The sequence below is a fragment of the Amycolatopsis roodepoortensis genome, from assembly GCF_014873915.1.
In the GTDB taxonomy this organism is placed as follows: domain Bacteria; phylum Actinomycetota; class Actinomycetes; order Mycobacteriales; family Pseudonocardiaceae; genus Amycolatopsis; species Amycolatopsis roodepoortensis.
In genome coordinates this window covers 494,105-517,702 of record NZ_JADBEJ010000008.1, presented here as the reverse complement: position 1 = coordinate 517,702, position 23,598 = coordinate 494,105, and the positions used below count along the sequence as shown (strand labels likewise).

At 69.0% G+C, this 23,598-nt stretch carries 23 protein-coding genes; 4 read left to right on the top strand and 19 right to left on the bottom strand.

Features of this window, described 5'->3' with window-relative positions; genetic code table 11:
• Positions 1-10 precede the first annotated feature (10 nt).
• Complete coding sequence (locus tag H4W30_RS40085; RefSeq protein ID WP_192747486.1) at positions 11-904, bottom strand: LLM class flavin-dependent oxidoreductase; 894 nt, start codon at positions 902-904, stop codon at positions 11-13.
• A gap of 82 nt (positions 905-986) precedes the next feature.
• Between H4W30_RS40085 and H4W30_RS40080 the strand changes: the two genes are divergently transcribed.
• Complete coding sequence (locus tag H4W30_RS40080; RefSeq protein ID WP_192747998.1) at positions 987-1,787, top strand: HAD family hydrolase; 801 nt, start codon at positions 987-989, stop codon at positions 1,785-1,787.
• Positions 1,788-2,074: 287 nt separating this feature from the next.
• On the opposite strand, the gene H4W30_RS40075 is transcribed toward H4W30_RS40080, so the two are convergent.
• Genes H4W30_RS40075 through H4W30_RS40065 form a run of 3 tightly spaced genes read right to left on the bottom strand, consistent with a single transcriptional unit; the run spans position 2,075 to position 5,897 of the window.
• On the bottom strand, positions 2,075-2,809 hold the full coding sequence (locus H4W30_RS40075) for a lysophospholipid acyltransferase family protein (protein WP_192747485.1): 735 nt from the start codon (positions 2,807-2,809) through the stop codon (positions 2,075-2,077).
• Between the two features lie 53 nt (positions 2,810-2,862).
• The gene (wsfD, locus tag H4W30_RS40070; protein ID WP_192747484.1) at positions 2,863-4,290 is read right to left on the bottom strand and encodes a glycan biosynthesis hexose transferase WsfD; all 1,428 of its coding nucleotides are present in this window, start codon (positions 4,288-4,290) and stop codon (positions 2,863-2,865) included.
• Positions 4,287-5,897 carry a hypothetical protein gene (locus H4W30_RS40065; protein WP_192747483.1) on the bottom strand — a complete coding sequence of 537 codons (1,611 nt, stop codon included), beginning with the start codon at positions 5,895-5,897 and terminating at the stop codon, positions 4,287-4,289. Before H4W30_RS40065 ends, wsfD begins: the two co-directional genes overlap by 4 nt.
• A gap of 258 nt (positions 5,898-6,155) precedes the next feature.
• Here H4W30_RS40065 and H4W30_RS40060 point away from each other — a divergent pair, with 258 nt between their 5' ends.
• Entirely contained in the window at positions 6,156-8,099 is a 1,944-nt protein-coding gene (locus tag H4W30_RS40060) for a DUF6541 family protein (protein ID WP_192747482.1), read from the top strand.
• A 4-nt stretch (positions 8,100-8,103) separates the two neighbouring features.
• Here H4W30_RS40060 and H4W30_RS40055 read toward each other — a convergent pair whose 3' ends face one another.
• The 7 genes from H4W30_RS40055 to H4W30_RS40025 are packed head-to-tail and all read right to left on the bottom strand — an operon-like array spanning position 8,104 to position 14,497.
• Complete coding sequence (locus tag H4W30_RS40055; protein WP_192747481.1) at positions 8,104-9,072, bottom strand: lysylphosphatidylglycerol synthase transmembrane domain-containing protein; 969 nt, start codon at positions 9,070-9,072, stop codon at positions 8,104-8,106.
• A gap of 34 nt (positions 9,073-9,106) precedes the next feature.
• A complete protein-coding gene (locus tag H4W30_RS40050; protein ID WP_192747480.1) occupies positions 9,107-10,348 on the bottom strand; it encodes an acyl-CoA reductase in 1,242 nt (413 codons plus the stop codon).
• Positions 10,345-11,397 (bottom strand): LuxE/PaaK family acyltransferase, encoded by a 1,053-nt coding sequence (locus H4W30_RS40045; RefSeq protein ID WP_192747479.1) that lies wholly within the window; start codon positions 11,395-11,397, stop codon positions 10,345-10,347. The genes H4W30_RS40050 and H4W30_RS40045 overlap by 4 nt, the downstream gene beginning before the upstream one ends.
• Positions 11,394-12,791, bottom strand: a complete 1,398-nt coding sequence (locus tag H4W30_RS40040) for an AMP-binding protein (RefSeq protein ID WP_192747478.1) — start codon at positions 12,789-12,791, stop codon at positions 11,394-11,396. The genes H4W30_RS40045 and H4W30_RS40040 overlap by 4 nt, the downstream gene beginning before the upstream one ends.
• A complete protein-coding gene (locus tag H4W30_RS40035; RefSeq protein WP_020632875.1) occupies positions 12,791-13,516 on the bottom strand; it encodes an SDR family NAD(P)-dependent oxidoreductase in 726 nt (241 codons plus the stop codon). The genes H4W30_RS40040 and H4W30_RS40035 overlap by 1 nt, the downstream gene beginning before the upstream one ends.
• On the bottom strand, positions 13,516-13,755 hold the full coding sequence (locus H4W30_RS40030; protein WP_005149592.1) for an acyl carrier protein: 240 nt from the start codon (positions 13,753-13,755) through the stop codon (positions 13,516-13,518). Before H4W30_RS40030 ends, H4W30_RS40035 begins: the two co-directional genes overlap by 1 nt.
• A gap of 10 nt (positions 13,756-13,765) precedes the next feature.
• Complete coding sequence (locus H4W30_RS40025) at positions 13,766-14,497, bottom strand: UDP-N-acetylglucosamine acyltransferase (RefSeq protein ID WP_192747477.1); 732 nt, start codon at positions 14,495-14,497, stop codon at positions 13,766-13,768.
• A gap of 158 nt (positions 14,498-14,655) precedes the next feature.
• Here H4W30_RS40025 and H4W30_RS40020 point away from each other — a divergent pair, with 158 nt between their 5' ends.
• Positions 14,656-15,762: a DegT/DnrJ/EryC1/StrS family aminotransferase gene (locus H4W30_RS40020; RefSeq protein ID WP_192747476.1), complete on the top strand. Its 1,107-nt coding sequence runs from the start codon at positions 14,656-14,658 to the stop codon at positions 15,760-15,762.
• On the top strand, positions 15,759-16,718 hold the full coding sequence (locus H4W30_RS40015; RefSeq protein ID WP_192747475.1) for a Gfo/Idh/MocA family protein: 960 nt from the start codon (positions 15,759-15,761) through the stop codon (positions 16,716-16,718). The genes H4W30_RS40020 and H4W30_RS40015 overlap by 4 nt, the downstream gene beginning before the upstream one ends.
• A gap of 16 nt (positions 16,719-16,734) precedes the next feature.
• Here the strand turns inward: H4W30_RS40015 and H4W30_RS40010 are convergent, their stop codons facing one another.
• The 8 genes from H4W30_RS40010 to H4W30_RS39975 all read right to left on the bottom strand — a co-directional run bounded on the left by H4W30_RS40010 (position 16,735) and on the right by H4W30_RS39975 (position 23,449).
• Positions 16,735-17,496: a hypothetical protein gene (locus H4W30_RS40010; protein ID WP_192747474.1), complete on the bottom strand. Its 762-nt coding sequence runs from the start codon at positions 17,494-17,496 to the stop codon at positions 16,735-16,737.
• Positions 17,493-18,002 (bottom strand): SigE family RNA polymerase sigma factor, encoded by a 510-nt coding sequence (locus H4W30_RS40005; RefSeq protein ID WP_192747473.1) that lies wholly within the window; start codon positions 18,000-18,002, stop codon positions 17,493-17,495. Before H4W30_RS40005 ends, H4W30_RS40010 begins: the two co-directional genes overlap by 4 nt.
• 62 nt (positions 18,003-18,064) lie before the next feature.
• Positions 18,065-18,637: a copper resistance CopC family protein gene (locus tag H4W30_RS40000; protein ID WP_192747472.1), complete on the bottom strand. Its 573-nt coding sequence runs from the start codon at positions 18,635-18,637 to the stop codon at positions 18,065-18,067.
• A 206-nt stretch (positions 18,638-18,843) separates the two neighbouring features.
• A complete protein-coding gene (locus H4W30_RS39995; protein ID WP_192747471.1) occupies positions 18,844-19,380 on the bottom strand; it encodes a Uma2 family endonuclease in 537 nt (178 codons plus the stop codon).
• Positions 19,381-19,545: 165 nt separating this feature from the next.
• A complete protein-coding gene (locus H4W30_RS39990) occupies positions 19,546-20,172 on the bottom strand; it encodes an acyltransferase (protein WP_192747470.1) in 627 nt (208 codons plus the stop codon).
• The gene (locus H4W30_RS39985; RefSeq protein WP_192747469.1) at positions 20,159-21,355 is read right to left on the bottom strand and encodes a glycosyltransferase family 4 protein; all 1,197 of its coding nucleotides are present in this window, start codon (positions 21,353-21,355) and stop codon (positions 20,159-20,161) included. Before H4W30_RS39985 ends, H4W30_RS39990 begins: the two co-directional genes overlap by 14 nt.
• Positions 21,356-21,381: 26 nt before the next feature.
• Positions 21,382-22,311: an NAD-dependent epimerase/dehydratase family protein gene (locus H4W30_RS39980; protein WP_192747468.1), complete on the bottom strand. Its 930-nt coding sequence runs from the start codon at positions 22,309-22,311 to the stop codon at positions 21,382-21,384.
• 7 nt (positions 22,312-22,318) lie between these two features.
• Entirely contained in the window at positions 22,319-23,449 is a 1,131-nt protein-coding gene (locus H4W30_RS39975; RefSeq protein WP_192747467.1) for a DegT/DnrJ/EryC1/StrS family aminotransferase, read from the bottom strand.
• Between the last annotated feature and the right edge of the window lie 149 nt (positions 23,450-23,598).

Sequence of the window (23,598 nt, the reverse complement as noted above, 5' to 3'; positions counted from 1 at the left end):
CCCGATCGGCCTAAGAACTTCTTCCCTGGAGTACCGGGAGTACGTCGCTCGCGACCTCTTCGAGGGTCGACTCGCGGCCGACGTAGTAGTCCCCGGACCGCGGCCAGTGCGTGACGATGTCGGTGAAGCCGAGCTCCCCTGCCCGCCCGGCGGCGTCGGCGAACGCGCCCGCGCTGGAGAGCGAGAAGACCGGCGCCGAGTCGAGGCTCAGGAACCGCTGCACGCTCGCCTTGTCCCTGCCCACGACGTCGAGCCGCTCTTCGAAGGTCTTCACGAGCTCCGCGACGCCCTTCCACCACTCGTCCTGGGTGTCCGCTTTGCCGCCCGTGGTGGCCCAGCCAGCGCCGAACCGCGCGGCGAGCGTCATCGTGCGCGGGCCGTTCGCGGCCACCAGGAACGGCAAGCGCGGCCGCTGCACGCAGCCCGGCTGGTTCCGCGCGCCCTTGGCCCGGTAGTACTCGCCCTCGAAGTCGAAGCCGTCGGTCATCAGCAGCCCGTCGAGCGCTTCGACGAACTCGGCGAAACGGTCCGTGCGCTGTTTGACCGACAGCTCGGGACCGTCGAGGACGACGGCGTCGTAGCTGGTGTTCGTGACGCCGGCGCCCACGCCGAGGATGAAGCGGCCGTCGGAGATGTCGTCGAGGGTGGTCAGCTCGCGGGTGAACGGCACGGGATGCCGCGCGACCGGCGAGGCGACGAAGGTGCCCAGCCTGATCCGCGACGTCACCATCGCGGCCGCCGTCAACGTCGGCATCGCACTGAACCACGGGCCGTCGACGAGGGTCCGCCAGCCGAGGTGGTCGTACGTCCAAGCGTGGTCGAAGCCGTATTCCTCGGCGGCCCGCCATTTCGGCTCGGCCGCCCACCAACGATCTTCCGGAAGGATCACGATGCCTACGCGCACACCGGGGAAGGTACTGGTCCAGACCGACACTTCGCCCGATGGGCGGATCTTCGGGGATGATGTGCGGGTGGAAAAACCCCTCTTGATCGCCTCCGACGTCGACGGAACGCTGCTCGGCCCGCTGGAGGTCCTGTCCGAACGCACGATCGACGTCGTCCGGCGTGTCGCCGACGCCGGAGTGCCGTTCGTGCTGGCCAGCGGCCGTCCGCCGCGCTGGATCGCGCCGATCGCGAACCCGCTCGGCCTGACCGGGTACGCGGTGTGCGCGAACGGCGCGGTGCTGTACGAGATCGGGACGGACCGGATCGTGGCGGTCCACGGGTTGCTCGAACCCCAGCTGCTGCACGACACGGTGAGTGCTCTTGATCACGCTCTGCCCGGCTGCCGGTTCGCCGCGGAGCGGGTCGGCGGGTCCGCGCTCGACCCGGAGATGCGCAACTTCGTGATCGAGCCGGACTATCACAACCCCTGGGGCAACCACGAGGGCACGGAGGCGCCGCGGGCCGAGGTGCTCGGGCATCCGGCGATCAAACTGCTGATCAGCAGGCGCGGGATGAGCTCCGACGAGATGGCGCGAGCGGCGCGTGAGGTGCTCGACGGCTCGGTGGACATCACGTATTCGACCAACACCGGCCTGATCGAGGTCGCCGCGCACGGCATCACGAAGGCGACCGGGCTGGCCGAGGTCGCCGAGCGGCTGGACGTCCCGGCCGAGCGGGTGATCGCGTTCGGGGACATGCCGAACGACGTCGAGATGCTCGGCTGGGCCGGGCACGGCGTCGCGATGGCCAACGGGCACCGGTACGCCCTCGACGTCGCCGACGAGGTGACCGCGCCGAATTCCGAGGACGGCGTGGCGCAGGTGCTGGAGCGCTGGTTCTAGCGGCCAGCCGGAGGTGTTGCGAAAGCCACTTTCGCAACCTCCAACGTTGTGAAAGTGGCTTTCGCAACCTCGGGGGCGCGTCTAGGGCCTGCGGTCCGGGTGGCCGGCGGACTGTCGCGTGTCGCGAAAGCCACTTTCGAGACATCCAGCGTCGCGAAAGTGGCTTTCGCGACACGGCGCAGCGGGGCAGGTGGCGATCTAGCGACCTCGCGTCCTGACCTCGGTGCGGCCAACCGGAGGTGTTGCGAAAGTGGCTTTCGCAACCTCGGGGGCGCGTCTAAGACCTGCTAGCGGCCTTCGCGGTCCAGCTTCGCGGCCTCTTCCGGCGTCGGCGCGGTGCCGCCGAGGTGCGCGGGCAGCCACCAGCGCTCGTCGTCGGACGACGGCTTCTCCGGGTAGCCGGCCTGGACACGGTCCACGAGCGCGGACATGCGCACGCGAAGGTCCTTCGAGAGGATTTCGGCGTCTTCGTCGGCCTTCGGGTGCATCGGCTCGCCGACCAGGATCGAGATCGGGACGTGGCGTTTGGTGAGGTCCTTCGGGCGGCCCTTGGTCCACAGCCGCTGCGTGCCCCACAGCGCCATCGGCACGACCGGGACCCCCGCCTCGGCAGCCATCCGGACCGCGCCGGACTTGATGTCCTTCACGGTGAACGACCGGCTGATCGTCGCTTCGGGGAACACGCCGACGACCTCCCCGGCCTTCAGGCGCTCGACGGCTTCGCGGTACGACGCGAGACCGGCGCCGCGATCGACGGAGATGTGGTGCATGCCGCGCATGAGCGGCCCGGCGATGCGGTTGGAGAAGATCTCCTTCTTCGCCATGAACCTGACCAGGCGTTTCGCCGGCTGCGCGCCGAGGCCGCAGAAGATGAAGTCGAGGTAGCTCACGTGGTTGCAGGCGATGACCGCCCCGCCCGTCGACGGGATGTGCTCGGTCCCCTCCACCCGGATGCGGTTGTCCAGCACCCGGAACATCAACTTCGCCGCCATGATGACGGGCGGGTAAACGAGCTCAGCCATTCGTTCAGGTTACGCGACCGTAGGGTGACCAACCTACGGTCGCGTAGGTCACATCACTCCGGGCGCGCGAAGGTCACCAGCGCGAGTGCGACGCCGAGCACCGTGCAGTACAGCGCGATCACCTGGTGCTTGACGTTCTCCAGGCCGTCGCCCAGCGCGGCCAGCACGAACTGCCCGGCGGCGACGGCGAGCAGGAAGCCCAGCGCGACACCCAGCGCGGCGCGCCGCGTCTTCCAGCCTCGCCAGGCGATCAGGGCCCATATCGGCAGCAACGCGAAGAAACCCAGCGGTGCCAGCAGTTTCGTCGCGGTCGAAACGATCGGGACGCGGTATTCCTGCGTTTCCGGGGCGAAACCCGCCGACCGGTCGAAGCTGCCAAGGTAGGGCGGCCGCGCGGTGAGCAGATCGCCCGCCGCGCGGTCCAGGATCTCGACGGTGCGCCACGGGTGCGTCGCGAAGTACTCGACGACGTTGCGCCTGCTGATCTGTTCGCGGTACTTCGGGTACTCGGGGTCCTGCGTCGCGGGCTTCGGATGCCACCAGCCGTTGCCCGCGTACTGGCCGAACGAGGCGGGCAGGCCCAGCGCGGCGAGGTCGGCCGCGGTGTCGTGCCGACCGTCCACAATGGTCAGGAAGATCGTGTTGAACATGTTGATCTCACGCGAATCGTCACCCGGCCGCGCGGCGAGCGAGCCATCGGGCAGCTTCGCAGGTTCGACGGTCTGCTGCGCGTAGGCCGTGCCACCGGCGAGCGCGCCGACGACGAACACCACGGGCAGCCAGCGCTTCAGGCCGCGGACGCCGTCCGGCCGGACGAGCAGCGCGGCGAGCGCGAGCAACGGCAGGATCATCAGCGTCTGGACCTTGGCGTTGACCGCGATCAGACCGCCGAAGAGCAACACGGCAAGGCCCGCGTAGCGCCACCAACCAGGCCGCGCGGCGAGCAGCAAGCCGCCGATGGCGAGCAGAAGACCGAGGAAGGCGGCACCTTCGCCGAGCACGGAGGCGAAGTAGCCGAAGAACGCGGAGTCCGCGACGACCAGCAGCAGCCCCACGGCCGCGAAACCGCGGACGCGGCGCGAGTACGGCAGCCCGACGACGATCAGCGCGACCGCCGCGGCGGCGAGGACGCTGGTGAGCATGCCAAGGACGACCAGGCTGAGCGTCGATTCGAGGCCGAGCATCCCGCCGATCGACCGCGCGATCCGCGCGAACCAGCTCTGGGTCAGGAGATAGGTGGCGTCGCATTCGCCTGCCGGGACGGTGTAGGCGAGGTGGACGAATCCCTCCGGCTTGCCCTTCCACGGGATGCCCGCGCCGCACAGCACGCGGAAACCGTCGCCGTTGTCGGACATCGCGATCGGCCGCGGCACGAGGAAACGAACCAGGAGCACGGTGAGCGCGGCGGCGAACACACCGAGCCCGAACAGGCGCGAGGTCGTCTCACGCGCTGCCGGTCTGCTGGGGGAAACGACACTCACGAAGGGCACGGTACGTGGCGGAAATCCGGCGAGCGGTCGAGGGCCGAGGTGACCGCCCGCTCGACGTCCGCCCGCGGGAACACGGTGATCCACGACGAGGTTCCTTCACGCGCGAAGGTCGCCACGCGGTACCTGGCCGCGTAGGCCGGATCGATCACGCAGGTCTGCTTCGCCGAGTAGCCGCTGTCGGTGACGACGGCGATCGTCGGATGCCGCCGGGAGACGACGGCCTCGCCCGTTTCCTCGGTCTGGCCCCGGACGCCGACGATCTGCAGCTGCGTCCCGGCGTGATACGACAGCACGCCGGGAGCGGAGGTGCTCACGACCGAACCGGGCGGCAGGTAGGCGTCGAGCCAGCGGCCGATCTCCTCCATCTGAACGCCGTGGTCGTGCCAGGCGCGCACGCGGGCCAGCATTTCCGGGCTGAACACCGACACCAGCACCGCGAGCCCGGACAACGCCACCGCGGCGGCGGGCATCAGCCGCTGGACCGGCGGACGCGGCCGGGGGCTCGGCTTCGCGGCCGCGACGAGCACGCCATAGACCGACACGGCCGCCACCGACAGCAGCGGTGGGATCGGCGCCAGCAGCCGCCAGGCGGGCCCGGCGTCGCCGCCGAAGAAGACCACGAAACCGGTGAGCGCGACGGCGGTGGCCAGCATCAGCCAGGCCAGCGACCTGGCTTCGGCTTCGTGCGGCGTCCGGCCGGTGCGGCGCAGCAGCAGGGCCACCACCGAGATCAGGCCGAGCAGCAGGAATCCCTGGTGGACCAGCGAGAAACCCGACAGATACCGCCACCCGGCGTCGATCCGGGCGGGCAGCTCGAGGTCGAAGGGGATGACGACCGACGTCGGCAGGACGTGGTCGTAGTAGGTCACCCGCCAGGCCGTCCACGGCGCCGCGAAGACGAGCCCGCCGAGCAGCCAGCCCACCGGTGACCACCAGGTGTAGCGGCCGCGCAGGGCCGCGACGACCAGCCAGATCCCGACCAGCACCGCGAGCAGGAACCCCGCCGGGCGCGTCATCGTCGCGAAGGCGACGAGCACCCCCGCGACCACCGGCCGACGGGCCGCGAGTGCTGCGAAGACACCGAACACGAGCAGCACGAACAACGGCGTCTCGGTGCCGGATCCGCCGTACGCGGCGAGCCCGCCCGCGCCCGCGACCAACACCGCGGCGGCCACGCCATAGGCCGGGCGCGCCTCACCGGCGGCCCGCGCGACCACGCGGTTCACCGTCACGTGGGCGAGCAGGACCGCGCCGAGCGTGGCGAGGACGCCGAGCACGATCGCGGACGTCTCGATGTCGGCCCCGAAAGCGGCCTTCGGCAACGCGATCACGATCATCCAGAGAAAATTCGCGTAACCCTCGATCCGCTCGCCGGGGTTGAACACCGGACCGTTGCCGTCGGCGATGTTCTGGGCGTAACGGAAAGTGATGTACGCGTCCTCCGCGATGGTCGAAAACATCAGCTGGTGCACCAGCGAGAAAACGAGGGTCAGCAGCAGTGCGCAGGCGCGCCAGGCCTTGTCGGCGCCGATCTTCGGCCAGGCCACCAGTACGAAGATCGCGACCAGGAACCAGGCGACGACAAGCGCGATCACCACCTGATCCCCACCCTCCCGGGCCGAACCACTCCCTGTTCGAAGACTACGGTCAAGTATCGATCACCGCGCCGGTGCGTTTCTTTCGGCGGAGTCAATTGACACGAATGGGCCAGCAAGTGTGCACAAAGTAGGCAACGTTCCGCCCTTTTGCCTGGCGGGATGTGACTCCTTCGGGTAACGGTCCCCGGCGGTTAATCTGGATTCCCATTCCGTTCCGCACCTCGGGGGTTCCGTGCGGATTCCCCACCCGAGGTAGCCGTGCCCACCCAAACCTCCCTGGCGGCCGACGTCGTCACGCTGTGCGTCGCGCTGCTCATCATCGGTCTCCCCGGTCTGCTCACCGGGCTCGCAGCCGGCCTGCGTGGCTGGGTGCTCGCGGGGATGACGCCGTTGCTGAGTTACGCCATCGGCGGCCTCGCCGGGCCGTGGGCGGCCGCTCTCGGGCTCCCGTTCAACCCCGTGACTTACGCGGTGGCGACGGCCTTGTTCGCCGGAGTGGCGTTCGGTCTGCGGCGGCTCACCCTGCGCCGATGGCCGCCCGCGCCCGAGGAGCCGCTGTGGGGACGCTCCGGGCATCTCGCCGTCGGGGCGTGCCTGCTGCTCGCGGCCGCCGTCGGGATGTACGCGGTGGTGCGCGGGATGGGCAGGCTGGACGCCATCCCGCAGGGGTTCGACGCCGTCTATCACGCCAACGGTGTCCGGCAGATCGCCGAAACCGGGGACGGCGGCCTGTTCGGCACCGGCGAGGTCAACTGGTACGGCGGCGCGGCGCCGGTGTTCTATCCCAACGCGTACCACCTGCTCGCGTCCGTGGTGTACCTGCTCAGCCCGGCGACCATCCCGCTGACGCTGGACGTGAACACCGCGCTGCTGCCCGCGTTGCTGGCGTTGTCGCTGGTCACGATGGTGCGCGTGTTCCGGGGGCGGGCGGTGTTCGCGGGCGCCGTCGCCCTCGTCTCCATCGCGCCGGTGATGGGCCTGTACGAATCGATGAGCAGGGGACCTTTGCTCCCGTTCCTGCTCGGCCTCGCGCTGACCCCGCTTGCCGCCGTCGCGGTGAAGCGCTACCTCGACCGGCCCGCGCCCGACACCGGTTTCGTGCTGCTGGCCGCCGCTCTCGGGCTGCTTTGCGTGCACTCGTCCGCGTTGTTCGGCTCGATCCTGTTCGCCGGGCCGCTCCTGTTGCAGCGCTGGGTCGCGCCGGGCGAACGGTGGCGGCGGATCGGCCGGGACCTGCGTGCGCTGGCGATCGTCGCGGTCATCGCGATCGTCGTGGCGTGGTTGCAGCTGTTCGGCGCGATCGGGCTCGCGAACGGCGAGGTGCCCTACCGCAGCTGGCCGGTCGAATGGCGGGCGACGACTGCCCTCGGCGCGCTGCTGGGATTCCAGCACCACCAGCCGTATCCACAGGTCTGGCTTTCGGCCGCGCTGCTGCTGGGCTTCATCTTCTTCTCGCGGCTGGGCGGGCTGCGCTGGATCGGCGTGACGGCGTTGATCACCGGATTCGCCTACATCGCGGTGACGTCGTCCGAGCAGCCGCTCGTGCTCGCGCTGTCCCGGCCGTGGTGGAACGACCCGTACCGGTTCATGTCGATGGCGGCGATCCCGCTGGCGATCATCGCCGCGCACGGCCTCGCCGAGACGCAGGCGTGGCTCCGGGACAGCGTGACGCACCGGAAGGTGCCCGCGTTCGCCGTCGCGGTGGTGGTGTTCGGCGCGTTCGCCTTCCTGAGCGACGGCTTCTACGCACGATCCAACGCGGAGAAGGTCGCGCCCGGCTACGCGAACACGCCCGGCGTGAACCCGCACAAGCTGCCGGTGAGCCCGGACGAGGTCGTCGCGATGGAGAAGCTCGCCGAGTTCGTGAAACCCGGCGAGCGCGTGCTCAACGACCGGCTGGACGGGACGGTGTGGACCTACGCGCTCTCCGGCGTCCGCACGACTTCAGGGCATTTCGACGAGACGCTGCCGCCGCCGGACGTGGGGCTGCTGGAGTGGCACTTCCGCGAGTACCCGTCGAACCCCGAGGTGCGGGCGGCGGTGGCGCGGCTGAACGTGCGGTGGGTGATCCTCGGGCAGTACGGCTACCCGACGGGTGCCCAGCGCCAGCCCGGGCTTCGCGATCTGGAGGGGCTGAACTTCGTGACCGAGGTGTACCGCAACGCCGATGCCGTCATCTACCGGCTGACCCCTCGCAATTAGTCGACTAATTGCGGGTGACGAGGCGGGCCGAGAGGGCGGCGCCACCGGCGGTGATCAGGTCCGCGACGGTGAACATCACCCGTGAGGCGATGGCGAACGCCGTCGCCTGGACGACGGTGAGACCCGAGGCGGTCAGCACGGCGACCTGCGCGACCTCGCGGACGCCGACGCCGCTGGGCAGGATGAACGCGAACGTCCCGACGGTCATCGCGACGGCCATCGCGCCGACGCACAGCACGAATCCGCTGAACCCGGGCGCGCCGACGGAGTTCGCCAGCAGCCACAGGTGCACGCCCTGAAGCGCCCACGCGGCGGTCGACGAGCCGAAGACCTTCCCGACGACCGACCAGCTCAGCCGGTGGTCCAGCGGCGGGCGGCGCAGGATTCGCAGCACCAGCGACGTGCCCCAGGTGAGCACGCGGGGGTGCAGCATCGCCAGGCCGACCGGGATCAGCACGAACAGCCACAGCGCCCGCGGGCTGTTGCTGAACACCGCGGGGGCCGCGAGCAACGAGACGACCAGCGCGGACACCACGCCGACACCGAGCTGGATCAGCGAGCCGGTGAAGATCCGGGCCCTGGCGAGCCCGGCCTTGCGGCCAAGCTCCATCTGCAGCAGATATGCCCACACCGAACCCGGCACGTACTTGCCGAGCGAGCCGACGAGGCAGATCTGCGCGCCGCGGGCGTAGCCGATCGGCTTGCCGAGGTCGTCGACCATGACCTGCCAGCCGTAGGTCGACACCATGATCGCGGCGATGAGCGCGAGCAGGCTCAACGTGGAGGATTCCCACGCGACCTCGGACAGGGTCCGCCAGAATTCACCCCAATTGGCGACCAGGGTCTTCGCCGCGAAACCGACGACCAGCAGGATGGCGACCCAGCGGACGACGTCGAGGATCTTCGCCTTCGTGGATTTCGGTTGCTTTACGGAAACCGAAGTGTCCTCTTCGGGCGTTTCGACGGTCGTCACTGAACCTCCTCTGCTGCTACCTCGTCACCGCAGGTCAGGCCTGTACGGTCACCAAGCGGCTGAACTCGGTCAGCAGATCGTAACCGTCCCAAATCGCGGAGAACGTCAGGGCCGACCCGAACGGAACGACACGGTCGACGCCGCGACCCGCCAATTCCGTCACGAATTCCGTCAATTCTTCTTTGGTGAAGCCGAATTGACCGACGGTTTGATCTTTGCGGAGCACGATCGGGACGAGGTCGGAAAGCGTGTCGACGCGCGCGTTGGCGAAAGTGCCCGCGCCGAGCCATTCGCGCGGGAGGATCGCGGGGTCGGCCAGTTCGAGGGTCGCGATGCCGTTGCCCTGGAACTCGATGCCGTTCACGAGCCCGTCGACGGCCGCGCCGTACGCCGAAACCCGCTTCTGCACGGCCATGGCGGGCTCGGTGACGTGCTGTTTCGTCACCAGCACCTCGGCGAGCAGCTTCCGGAACTCCTGTCCGGCTTCGCGGGCGCCGTCTTCTTCGCCGACCCAGAACACCGCGCGCGGCGACGAGCAAGCGGCCTGGTCGAACCAGTACGAGTCGTTGTAGAAGCCCTCGGCCGCGCCGCGGCGCTCGGCCTCGGAGGCGTTCTGCCAGCCGCGCACCGACGCGACCGCGAACGACGACCGGTCCGGGAAGGTCAGGTCGCGCGCGTGCGGGGCGAGCGGGTACTTGCGCAACGCGGCGACCGAGGCGTCGCCGCCCCAGATCACGCGCAGATCCGCGGCGACCGAGAGCGCGCCGCTGATCGCGTCGCTGCGGTCGTAGGTGACCATGCGCTGCGTCGCGGTGATCGCGGCCGCGGTGTCGGCGTCCACTTCGGACAGTGCGGCGTTCAGCGCCTCCAGCACCGTTTCCGCCGCGCCCGCCGAACGCGAGGAGACGCGGACGACGTTGTGGTTACCGGCCAGCGCCGAAAGCGCCCACGAGTACACGAAGATCGTGTCGACGTTGGCAGGCGGCACGTGGAAGACGAGTCCGCGCGGGAAGCGCAGCGCGTCGCCGGAAGTCTCCAAAGTGGACAGTGCCTTGGCGATCTCTCCCTTGCGCAGGAAGAAACCGAGCGACGCCAGCTCCGGGAATCGCCGGGCCGTCGCGGGGGCGAGCAGCTTGCGCGCGAACTTCGTCAGGAACTCGACGACGCGCGGGTCGCCCACACGAAGCCGTCCACCGACGGGCTCGGCCCGCAGCTCCTCGACGAGCTTGTCGACCTCGATCGTGTCGCCGAGCGGAAAACGCTGGTTCAGGCTCATGCCGCCGCTCCCTGGAAGGTGTCCGAGCAGCCGCGGGCCTCGGCCTTGGGCAGCCTGCCCATGACCGAGAAGTGCTTGCCCGGCCAGTCACCGTCGTCGATTCCGTTGTAGACACCGAGATCCTCGGTGAGCAGGACGTGGCCGGGGTACGAGTGCGGCAGCGTGCTGACGACCTCGATCACGCCGGGTTCACCGACCGGCTGCTCTTCCCAGGTCTCCGGGTTCCGGATCACGACGTCGGCGAAATCGGGGCAGTACAGCGAGTTCCCGGACGGTCCTTCGAGGAACACGGTGCCGATCTGCTCGATCATCCCGTAGTAGTTGTGGATGCGGGTGAGCCCGGTGTCCTCTTTGAAGCGACGGCGGAACTCGGCGTTGTCCACGGCGCGGTCGATCAGCTTCTTCCAGCCGCCGGAGTGGATCAGGATCCCGTTGGAGAGGTCCAGCTTGTGCTCGCGGGCGACTTCGTAGAGGTACTGCCACACCATGAAGGTGAAGCCGAAGATCAGGAACGGCTTGTCGCCGTACGTCGCCAGGAACGTCTTGACCGCCTCGACGTCCGGCTGGTCGTTCTCGTCGAGGACGTAGGTGTGCTTGCGGCCGAAGTTCGCCATGCCCAGCACGCCCGCGCCGCGCGCGGAGAACGAGCGGCGGTTCTTGATGATGCCGATGGTGTCGACCATCAGCATCGGCAGCCGTTCGCCGCCGAGGACCTCCTGCAGCGTGGCGCCGAGCTGTTTGGTCTGCGCGCCGGCCGCGGCCTTGTCCAGGTAGATCCGCGACGCGCCCGCGCCGGTGGTGCCCGACGACGTCAGCGTCTTGAAGATCTCGGACTCGGGGATGCTGCGCAGGTCGTGCGTCTTGAACATCCGCACCGGCAGCCACGGCAGCTCCGCGATGGACGCGAACTCCGCGTCCCGCGCGATGCCGAGCGACGAGAGGATGCGCTCATAGCCCTCGGAGTTCTCGCGGTGGTGCGCGGTCAGTTCGGCGAGCTGCGGAAGCAGGTGCTTCTCGCGCTCCGCCTGCGAAAGCGTGAACACACTCATACCTGGGCCTCCAGCGACCGGTAGTCGATCTTGCCGCTGGCCAGCAGCGGCACGGTGTCGATGGGGCGGACGTCGAACCCGCTCGTGTGCAGGTGCAGCCGCTCGGACAGCGCCTTCGCGGCGTCCTTGCAGATGTCCTTGTCGGCGCCTTCGGCGAACAGGACGACCTTGTCCCCGGCCGGGACGGCGGCCACGACGTCGATCCCCACCGATGCCGAACGCACGGCGTGCTCGAGATCATCCAGGCTGACGCGGTTGCCGAAGACCTTGCCGATCCGCTTGAGGCGTCCGGTGATGTAGAGGAACCCGTCTTCGTCGAGGTAACCCAGGTCGCCGGTGGCGAGTACGCCGCCGTATTCGTCGCCCGCGGCCAGCCCCGCTTCGTCCTCGGCGTAGCCCATCATCACGTTGGGCCCGCGGTAGACGACCTCGCCGACGATCTTCGGATGCGTGGTCTCGGAACCGTCCTCCCGCCGGATCGCGAAGGAGCCGCCGGGCAGCGCGGGCCCGGCCGAACCGAGCTTCTCGGCGAGTCGTTCGGCCGGGACGGTGGTCATCCGCGGGGCGGCCTCGGTCTGCCCGTACATGACGAACATCCGCCCGCCGACCTCGCGGATCTTGTCGTTGAACTGGGCGACCAGGTCGTCGCGGAGCTTCCCGCCCGCCTGGGTGAGCGTGCGCAGCGTCGGGTACTTCGCCGGGTCGAACTTCAGGCGGCGCAGCATCTCGTAGTGGTACGGGACGCCCGCGAGCGAGGTGACCTTGTGCTCGTTGACCGCGTCCCAGAACCCACGCCCCAGCACGCCCGAGGGCTCGATGACCACGGTCGCGCCGCGGACGAGGTGCGAGTTCAGCACGGACAGGCCGTAGCTGTAGTGCAGCGGGAGACTGGTCGGCGCGACCTCGTGACGGTCGATGCCGAGCACCTCGGCGATCGCGTCGGCGTTGGCGAACACCGCGCCCCGCGAAAGCCGGACCAGCTTCGGGTTGCCGGTGGAACCGCTGGTCGGCAGCAGGATCGCGAGATGCGGATGCGGCTCGACACCTTCGGCGGACTTCCGGACCCAGTGTCCGTCGGAAACGCCGTAGCCCTCGGGGGCGGGCGCGTCCGGCGCGGACAGCACGGCGGCCGGGCGGAACCGCTCGATGAGCCCCGCCAGGACGTCGGCGTCCAGCGCCGGGTCGATCAACGCGATCGCGCGGCCCGCCTCGAACGCGCCGAGGTAGTTCAGGACGCTGGAGAGGTCCACCGACATCCGCGCGAACAGCGCGCCCGGCGGCAGCAGCGACAACGCGGCACCCACGCGGGTGACCTCGGTGTCGAGTTCCTCGCCCTCGAGCGTCCTGCCGCTCGTGACGTCGATCAGTCGCGCACCCACACCCAGAAGGGTCATTAGAGAACCAAGCCTCCGTCGATGCCCAGCACCTGCCCGGTGATGAACGAAGCGTCGTCACTGACGAGGAACCGGATCGCGTTCGCCACGTCTTCGGGCGTGCCGAGCCGCCCGAGCGGGGTCTTGCCGATGTTCTCGGCCTTGGCGTCCTCGGTCAGGCCCGAGGTCAGGTCGGTGTCGATGACGCCGGGCGCCACCGCGTTGACCCGGATCCCGGAGCGGCCGAGCTCCTTCGCGGCCGAACGCGCGATGTTCGCCACCGCCGCCTTCGAGGCCGCGTACACCGTCTGACCAGCACTTCCGTGCTCGCCGACGATCGAGGCCAGCACCACGATGGCGCCGGTCTTCTTCCGCATCATCGCCCGCGCCGCGGCCTGGACGGTGTGCAGCGTGCCGGCGACGTTCGTGCTCAGCGTGGTGTCGACCAGTTCCTCGCGGATCATGCCGAGGAGCGCGTCCTCCATGATCCCGGCGTTGGCGACCACGATGTCGAGCTTGCCGTGCTCCTTGGCCACCCCGCGGACCAGCGTCGACACGGCCTTGGCGTCGGTGACGTCCAGGGCGAGCCCGCTCGCGGCCCCCGCCGCGGCCGCCGCTTCCTTGGCCTTCGCCTCGTCGCGGCCGGTCAGCACCACGGTGGCGCCCGCCTCGGCGAGCGCCCGCGCGGTGGCCAGCCCGATCCCCCGGGTCCCGCCGGTGACCAGGGCGACCTTCCCGTCCAGCATCACTTGGACTGGAGGTCGGTCACCATGTCGACGGCGACCTTGAAGCTGGACATGTCGATCACCTGATCGGTGTCGAACTCCACGTCGAACTCGTCCTCGATGGCCGCGACCAGCGCCATGTGACCGACCGAGTCCCAGGCCTCGATGTCGCGGTACTTCAGGTTCTCGACATCGACCTCGCCGTCGAGGTCCAGCGCCTCGACGAAGACCTCACGCAGCTTGCCGGCGACTTCCGCCATCGTTGAACTCCTAATGATCGTCGCGTGGACGGGCGTCCCACGCCTTCACCAAGGTAGAGAGGTCGCCGGGCAGCCGGTCGGCCAGCCCGTCCTCAGGGAGACCGGCCTTACCCTTCAGCCACGGTCCCAGCGCCTCGATGGCGGCCTCGTCCAGGCCGCGGCGGGACAGCCCCACGGTGTTGACGCCCGTCACCCGCGCGGGGTTGCCGACGGCGATGGTGAACGCGCCCACCTCCTTGCGGACCGCGGAGCTCATCCCGACCATCGCGCCGGGGCCGATGACGACCCGCTGGTGCAGGATCGCGCCCATGCCCAGGTTCGCCCCGGACCAGATGTGGCAGTGGCCGCCGGTGATGACGTTCGAAGCGACCGTGACGGCGTCCTCGACGACGCAGTCGTGGGCGATGTGGGAGCTGCGGAGGAAGTAGCCGCCGTCGCCGATGGTGGTGGTGCGCCAGGTGCCCTGGTGGACGCTGACGTACTCGCGGATCCGGTTCCGGCTGCCGATGACGACGCCGTGGCCGTCGTGATCGGGATCACCGGTCGGCGCGGCCTCCCAGGCGGCCGGGTGCTCGCGGCCGCGGTCCTCGCCCGGGGTTCCGATGGTCACGTGCGGGCCGATCCAGTTGCCGTCGCCGATCCGCGTGGGGCCCACGATGACGGTGAACGGTCCGATGACGTTGTCTTCACCGAGCTCGACACCCTCGCCGATGACTGCTGTCGGGTGGATGCGGTTCACCACGTGAGATCCGTTCGTTGTGGCTGGGAGGCAGCCTGGGGTAATGGGCGCTTCGGCGGTCCCGGTAACGTGTGGCCCGCGCCAGAGAGGGCGGCCGGACGCAGAACCGGCGGCTCACTGTACCGGACGCACCAGAACGCCCAGTCGAGAGAGACTTGCAGATGATCCCCATTACCGTGGTCGACGTCCGCGACGCGGAGGACCTCGTCGTCGAGGTGCTGCGATCCGGCGCCATCGCACAGGGACCGATGGTCAAGCGCTTCGAGGACGCGTTCGCGAGCGTTTCCGGCACGAAGCACGCGATCGCCGTCAACAACGGCACCACCGCGCTGGTCGCCGCCATCCAGGCGCTCGACCTCAAGCCGGGCGACGAGGTCGTCACCTCGCCGTTCACCTTCGTGGCGACGCTGAACGCGATCCTGGAAGCCGGCGCGACCGTCCGCTTCGCCGACATCCGGCGCGACGACTTCGCGATCGACCCGGACGCCGTGGCCGCCGCGATCACCGACCGCACCAAGGTCCTCATGCCGGTGCACCTCTACGGGCAGACCGCGGACATGGGCAAGCTCGCGCCGCTGGCCGCCGAGCACGGTCTCAAGGTCATCGAGGACTCGGCGCAGGCCGTCGGCGCGTCGTTCCAGGGCAAGCCGTCGGGCTCGTTCGGGATCGGCTGCTTCTCCTTGTACGCCACCAAGAACGTGACCACCGCCGAGGGCGGCGTAATCACCACGGACGACGACAAGCTGGCCGACAGCCTGCGGGTGCTGCGCAACCAGGGCATGCGCGCCCGGTACCAGTACGAGGTCGCCGGGCACAACTACCGGATGACCGACCTGCACGCCGCCGTCGGCATCCCGCAGTTGGAGAAGCTGGACCAGCTCACCGCCGCCCGCCAGGCCAACGCGAAGCGCCTCACCGAAGGCCTCGCCGGCACCCCCGGCCTCGACCTCCCCCAGGTCCTGCCGGGCCGCGAGCACGTGTGGCACCAGTACACCGTGCTGGTCGGCCCGCACGCCTTCCTCTCGCGTGACGAACTCGCCGCCGCGCTCACCGAACGCGGCATCGGCAACGGGATCTACTACCCGAAGATCGTCTTCGACTACGACTGCTACCGGAACAACCCGCTGATCCCCGACGCGAAGGTCGAGGACTTCCCGGTGGCCGCTTCCGTCGCCGCGCAGGCGCTTTCCCTGCCGGTGCACCCGCACCTTTCCGAGTCCGACCTGGACACCATCATCGAAACGGTTCGCGAGGTACTCGGCGCATGAGCACCCACAAGATCGCCCTCATCGGCACCGGGAACATGGGTTCGCTGCACGCCCGTGTCCTCGCCGCGAACGAGCGTGTGGACCTCGTCCGCGTGATCGACCCGCGCGAAGAGGCGGGCCGCAAGGTCGCCGATCGGTACGAAACCCAGTGGACGCCCGAAATCGGCTCTCTGTCCGATGTGGACGCCGTCGTGCTCGCCTCGGCCACCGAGGCGCATTACGAGCTGGCGCAGGAGATCCTGGGCCAGGGCAAGCCGATGCTGGTCGAGAAGCCGGTGTGCAACAGCTTCGCGTTCTCCCAGGAGATCGTGGGGCTGTCGGCGAAGAAGGACGTCCCGCTGATGTGCGGGCTCCTGGAGCGCTACAACCCGGCCGTGATGACCGCGCGGGCGCTGGTCAACGAGCCGATCCACCTGATGGCCCGCCGCCACGGCCCGTACGCGCCGCGGATCAAGACCGGTGTCGCGTGGGACCTGCTGGTGCACGACGTCGACCTGGCGATCCAGTTCTTCGGCGGCGCGACCCCGCAGCGGGTCGCCTCCGGCGCGGGCTACTTCCACCCGAGCTCGGTCGAAGGCGCCGAGGACACCATCGAGACGGTGCTGTCGTTCGAATCCGGGCTCGCCACGGTTTCCGCGTCGCGCCTCGGCCAGCGCAAGGTCCGCTCGCTCTGGGTGTCCGAACTGGACCGCATGATCGAGATCGACCTGCTCCGCCGCGACGTCACCATCTACCGGCACGTGTCGCATGACTCGGTCACCGAGGACGGCCTCGGCTACCGCCAGCAGACCGTCATCGAAATCCCGGAGCTGGTGACCGCGCGCGAGCCGCTCGCGACGCAGCTGGACCGCTTCGTCGACCTGCTCGAAGGCAAGATCGACGCCGGCACCGAGCGGGACCTGATCCTGCCGTCGCACGCCGTCGTCGACCAGGTGCTGACGCAGGCCGCGGCCTGATCTCTCGCATTTCGCGTTATTTGGTGAGGCGCTGGCCCTTCGCGTCGTACGCGACGAGGGGGGTCAGTACTCCGGCCGACTCCACCTGGGCGCCGTCGAACCAGAAGATGACGACCGAGGGATCCTCGCTCCAGGGAATCGCCTTGGCCTCGACCGGCTTCCCGCGGACGGTGCTGGTGATCCGTGCCGCCGGCCCGGCGAAGTAGCCGAACACGGGTACGAACGTCCCCCGGATCACGTCGCCGCCGTCCACCGCGTGGAAGCCGAACGACCGATCGGATCCCTTGAACTCGTTGCTGGCCAGGAGCGCGTCGTACTCACCCGACTGGCTTCGGTACGCGACCTGGAGACCGAAGCTGACATCCGGCATCTGCGGCTCTTCGATCGCGAAGGCGTAGAGCACGAGTTCGCGGCCGCCTTCGCCCTTGACCCCGAGCGGGATCGGCTCACCGAAAGGCCGGTCCGCCGGAGCCGCGGTGATCGTCGGGCTCGCCGGGGCGGGCTGCGGCGGAACGGGCGAGCTCGCGACCGGCGCGCTCACGGCAGGCGCGCTCGCGGCGGGCGGAAGCGGGCGCTGAGCCGGTTCCTTGAGCGCGACCGCGCCGACGATGACCAGCACCGTCACCACGGCGGCCGCGATCCCGCCCCCGCCGGTCGCGAGACGGCGACGACGGCGGATACGCCTGCCCTTGGTCATGATCGCGTCGAGGTCGGGCTCGGCGAACCCTTCGGCGGGCGGTTCCCGCAAGGCCGAACGCAGCGTTTCGAGGTCGGTCATCGGCCCAGCCCTCCGATCAGTTCCGTGCCGTCCTCCGCGGTGATCCGCAGCTTGCTCAGGGCGCGGGAATTGGTGCTCTTCACGGTGCCGATGGAGACACCCAGTTCGCCGGCCACGTCGGATTCCTTCAAATCGAAGAAGTGCCTGAGCACCACGACGGCCCTTTCCCGGTCTGTGAGCGAACGTAACGCGTCAAGCAGCCATTTCCGCTCGACGACGGCACCGGCGACGTCCATGCCGCTCGGCTGCTCGGGGATGTCCTCCGTGGCGTTCTCGCGGATCGGCCGCCGCCAGCCGTCGATGACGTGGTTGACCAGGACCTGCCGCGCGTAGGCGTACGCGTCCTTGCGGCGTACGCGCGACCAGGCCGCGTACGTCTTGGCGAGCGCCGTCTGGGTGGCGTCCTCGGCCTGATGACGGTCGCTGGTGAGCAGGTAGGCCGCATGCTGGAGACGAGTCGCCGAGTTCCGCACGAACTCGACGAACTCGTCATCGCCGCGAGCCACCCTGGTCCTCATCTCCGTTCGACGGTTGACCACCTGAAAGGTTGCCTCGGCCGCTGTCGTTCTCAGTTCTTCCGGCGAGTGAACCGGAGCGCGACGACGACACCGGCCGCGACCGCCGCGATCGCGAGAACGATCCACACCCAGGTCGGCACCAGGTCCTCGGGAGTGGTCACGGCGGCCTGCGGTGCCGGGGTCGCCGCGCCGCTGCTGCTCGCCGGAGCCGGGGCTTGGCTGCTCGACGGGCTCGGGGAGGCCGCGGGTGCGGGTGCGCTGAGGTTGAACTTCACCGAGCCGCTCGCGGCGTGCGTGTCCTCGAAGGTCACCTTGTAGCGGAGGGTGTACTCCCCCGCGGGCCCGACGGCCTTGACCGGCGCCGTGACGACCGATCCGGCGACCTCCGCCCGGCCGACCGTCCACGACGCGTTCTCGGGGCCGGTGATCTGGATCGGGTTGTCGTCGGCCAGGGTGACCGGGCCCGAGAAGGTCAGCTTGATCTGCGTCGGCGGCGTCGCCAGCGAAGCGCCCCTCGCCGGGTCACTGCTCTTCAGCTCCGAGTGGGCCAGTGCCGGGGACGCGGCGCCCAGCAGGGCCAACCCGGTGACCAGCAGCGACGCGCCGAACCGTTTGAACCTCATCTGACACCCTTCTCACCCGGGGACTCCCCGTCGAGCCTAGTAGCCGGGCGTGGGACGGGCGTTGGTTCCGGCTGTCGAGCCCTTATGTCGTCAAGGGCACCTTTGAGACGTTGATCGTCTCTAAGGTGCCCTTCACGACATACCCACGACCGCTGGCGCCTGCGGTGCGAACGTGGTTCTAGCCGTCCTTACCACTCACGAGCCATTCAAGGGCGCTGCGCGTGGCGGGTGGTCAGCGCGTCGAGGTCAAGTTCGAGCGGAGTGCCGTCGAAGTCGAGGCTCACCTTGCCGGTGTGCTCGCCGAAGTTCTCGTACTCGCCGTCGATCAGGCGGTAGGTGGTCATACTCGCCGGTTCTTCGAGGTCGACGATCCAGTAGTGCTCGATACCGACTTCGGCGTATTCCGAGAACTTGGTGACGCGGTCGGTGCGGACGGTGCCCTCGGACAGCACCTCGATGACAAGCCGCACGTCCTCCGGCGACGACCTGCGGACGTTCAGCTCGGTCGAGCTCGTGACGAGGACGTCCGGCACTCGAATACTCAACGGTTCTTCGGCGAGCAGCAGTTCGACTCCGGCGAGGGCGACCAGATCCGGAAGGCGCTCGTCCAGCCAGTACGCGAGCCGCGTGACCGCCAGTTGGTGCCGGGTGTCCAGGAATGGCGCCGCGACCAGGACGCCACCGGCCACTTCGGCGCGATTCCGGGGCATGGCCGCCCACTCGTCGAGGGTCACCTGAGTCATCGGTGCCGAGCGTAGTGCGGACTCGAGTGAGAATTCACCACTCGGCCCAGTGATGGGCGGCCGCACTCTTGCGGACTCGCAGCGGCGTGTCGCGAAAGCCACTTTCGGGACATCAGACGTCGCGAAAGTGGCTTTCGCGACGTGGTCGCCGGAGCGCGCGCCGGACTACTCCGTGAAGTCGCCTGCCGGAGCGCCCCAAGCCCCCGGAGCGTCCCCGCGCTCCTCCGCCAGCTCCCGCCGCCGCGCGTTCTCGGCGCGCACCCGCTCCACTTCGGACTGGATGTACTCGTCGTCGTACTTCTGGAACACGCGCGCGGGGTTGCCCGCGACCAGTGTGCGCGGCGGGACGTCCTTGGCGACCACGGAATTCGGCTGCACGGTGGCGAAATCGCCGATCGTGACGCCTGCCATGATCACCACGAGGCCGCCGATGAAGCAACCTTTGCCGATTTTCACGGGTTTGCGCTCGATGAGGTCGCTGCCGGAGTGGTTCTGCAGCGTCATGTTCGCGAGCCAGCTGGAATGCGTGAAGATCAGCGTGTTGAGCCCGATGCTGGTGTGCTCGCCGATCTCCAGCCCGCCACTCGCGTCGAGCGCGGCGCCTTCGCCGATCCAGCAGTGTTCGCCGATCTTCAGGTTCTCCGGGCTGATGATCTTGACCCGTTCGCGGACCCTCGTCGACTCCGGCAGCCCGTAGAACTTCGCACGCTCGGCGTCGTTCATGTACTGCGAGACGAGTTCGGTCAGGATCTGCGGGCGCAGGCGGTTGCTGCGCTCGTCATCGAAGAACATCGGCCTCGGTCACCAGTTTCTCGAAGGTACGCAGGTGTTCCTCGGCGACGACGTCGAGGCCGAAGTTGGCCCGCACCATCGCGCTTTCCCGCTGTGCCACCAAAGCCCGCTTCTCGGGGTCGTCGAGCAGTTCGATGACGGTGTTCGCCACCGCCTCGCTGTCGTCCGGCCGCACCAGCAGGATGTTCTCGCCGTTGCGCAGTTCGATGCCCGGGTAGTTGTCCTCCGTGACCGACGCGATGGTCGCGGTGCCCGAGAGCATCGCCTCCAGCGACGCGGTGCCACAGCCGCCGTTGAGGTCGTGCGTGACGATGTCGGCGGCGGCGAAGTACGCGGGGACGTCGGCCTTCGGCACGGCGCCGGTCACGATGATGGCGTCCGCGACGCCCAATTCTTCCGCCCGCTTCAGGAAGACGTCGTGGTAGACGCGGCCGACGACGACCACCTTCACCCCGGGGTGCTTGTCCAAAATGGACGGCAGCGCCTCGACCAGCGGGAGCCGGTTGCGCAGGGGGATCACGTGGCCGAGCGAGACGATCACCGGACCGTCGCCGAGTCCGTGCTCCGCCCGGACGTCGAGGGTCAGCGGCTTCTCGAAGTTCCCCGTGTCGACGGCGATCGGGAAGTAGTCCGAGTTCGCGTCGCTCGTGCCGTAGCGCTCGACGCAGTAGTCGACCCCGAGTTTGTCGAGGATGACGTAGCGCGGCTTGAGGTAGCGCAGGATCGGGTTCACCAGCACCTTGTCCAGGAACCGGAAGACCCCGCCGTACAGCTTGTTGTCGCTGATCAGCAGCGTGTGGATGGTCAGCAGCATCGGCAGCTTGTGCCGCCGCGCGTACAGCCCGGCCAGCCACGACAGGTCGAAGAACTGCCCGTGCAGGTGGACGGCGTCCGGCTTGAACTCGTCCAGCAGTTTCCACAGCCGCCGCCAGTTCCCCGGCCGCAGCGAGGCGAAGCTCATGTCGAAGTCGATCGACAGGCCCAGCTGCGGCATCTTCACCGCGGGCAGGCGGACGACGCGGTAGCCGTCCTTCGTCTCGTCGGCCGGGGCGTCGGCGTACGCGGCGGTGATCGCGAGCACCTCGTGCCCGCGCGCCGCGTACTGCTCAGCCAGGGACGCCGCCATGTGCGCGCTTCCACCCACCCGCGGCGGGAAGAAGTTGTTCACGACCGCGATACGCATGGGGCGGCTCTCCCCCGGCCCGGCACTCACTCCGAGGCCTTCACCAGTTCGTACATGCCCTCTTCCACGGAGATCTTCGGCTCCCAGCCGAGGACCTCGCGGGCACGGGTGATGTCGGCGGCGCGGCGCGAGACCAGCACGTCGCGCTCGTTGAACAGCGGCTCGACGTTGACGCCGACGGCGTCGATGAGGATCTTCGCCAGCGTCGCGATGGAGGTGTCGATCCCGGTGCCGATGTTGATCGGCAGGTTCGCCTTCTCCGACTCCAGCGCCGCGACGACGGCGCGGGCCAGGTCCGTGACGTGCACGAAGTCCATCGACTGGTCGCCGCGGCCGTCGATGATCGGCGGCTGGCCGGCGCGCAGGCGCTGGATGAAGTGGTTGATCACCGACGTGTAGTAGGCCTCGATCTTCTGGCCGGGGCCGTACACGTTGAAGAAGCGCAGCGCGTTCCAGGACAGGCCCTTGGTGCGCTCGTAGAAGCCGAGCATGTCCTCGCCCGCGCGCTTCGAGATGCAGTACGGCGTGAGCGGCTTGAGCTCGTCGTCCTCGTGCATCGGCAGCCGCTTCGGGTCGCCGTAGACGGACGCGGTCGAGGCGAACACCAGCCGCTCGACACCCTCGTCCGCCGCGGCGGCGAAGACGTTGTGGTTGCCGACCATGTTGATGTCGATGGACTCGTGCGGGTCCGCGACCGACTTGTTGATCGACACGGTGGCGAAGTGGATGACGTGCGTGCAGCCGCGCATGGCCTCGCGCACGGCGCCGCCGTACCGGACGTCCTTCTCGACCAGTTCGACCTTGCCGGTGGCGACGAACTCGTTGATCCGGGCGCGGTCGCCGCGGGTCATGTTGTCGAAGACGCGGACGGTGTAGCCGCCCTCGATCAGCATCGGGATGACGTGCGCGGCGATGAAACCGCCGCCCCCGGTGAAGAGGACCTTCTTGTCGGGCATTTCTCTCCTAGCTCGGCAGTGCGGCGCTGACGGTCCCGATGACCCGGTCGACCTGGGCATCGGTGAGGTTGGCGTGCATCGGGATGGCGAGATGACGGGCGAAGAGGTCCGCCGAAACCGGCAAGGTCTGCTTCTTGCCGTAGATGGGCTGGAGGTGCGAGGCGTACGTGCCGAAGTTGCACTGCACGCCCTGCTCGCGGATCCGCAGCGCGAGCGCGTCGCGGTCGATCTCCGGGGCCACGGTGAGGATGTAGGCCTGCCACGGGTGCTCGCGGTCCGGCAGTTCCACCGGGACGTCGAGACCGGGCAGATTCTCGAACGCCTCGTGGTAGCGCTTGGCCACCGAACGGCGGGCCGAGAGCAGATCCGGGAGGCGGTCCAGCTGCACGTTCATGATCGCGGCCTGCACGTCCGAGAGCCGGAAGTTGTAGCCCAGCTCGTGGAACTCCGGGATCGGCAGCGCACCGGAACCCTCCCGGGTGATGGCGGGCTCGATGCCGTAGGTGTGCAGCTTGCGCGCGTGCGCGATGAGGTCTTCGCGGTCCGAGACCAGCGCGCCGCCTTCGCCCGCGGTGATTCCCTTGCGGCCGTGGAAGGAGAACGCGGCCAGGTCGGCGAGGCTGCCTGCCGGGCGGGTCTTGTACGTCGCGCCCGCGGCGCAGGCGGCGTCCTCGAACAGCCACAGGCCGTGCTTGTCGGCGATCGCGCGGTACTCGTCGAAGTCACCGGGCTGCCCGGCGACGTCGACGGCGAGGATGCCGACCGTGCGCGGGGTGATCAGGGCTTCGATGGACGCCGGGTCGGCGCTCCACACGTCGGGGCGGATGTCCGCGAACACCGGGGTCGCGCCGGCCTGGAGCACGGCGTGGCCGGTGGCGGGGAACGTGTAGTCGCCGACGATGACCTCGTCGCCCGGCTTCACACCGAGCACACGCAGCCCGAGGAAGAGTGCCGAGCCACAGTTGCTGGTGGTCAGGGCGTGCGCGGTGCCGACGGTCTTCGCGAAGCGTTCCTCGAAACGGCGGCACGCGGGGCCGGCACCGGCCAGCCAGCCGGACCGGAACACCTCCGCCACGGCGGCGAGTTCTTCTTCGCCGACGGTCGGCTGACCGAGGACCACGGGTTCCTGCGTAGACATACCTCTCCCATTGCGTGGGGACCCGGCGAAGTGTATAGACGCCGATCGGCGTAGTTCGGGCGGGCTGGATCCGCCCAGGTCAACGACGCCCTATCCATCCATTCCCCCGCCACCGCCCTCAATGGAGAAGCTGCGCTTCCATCCCTAAT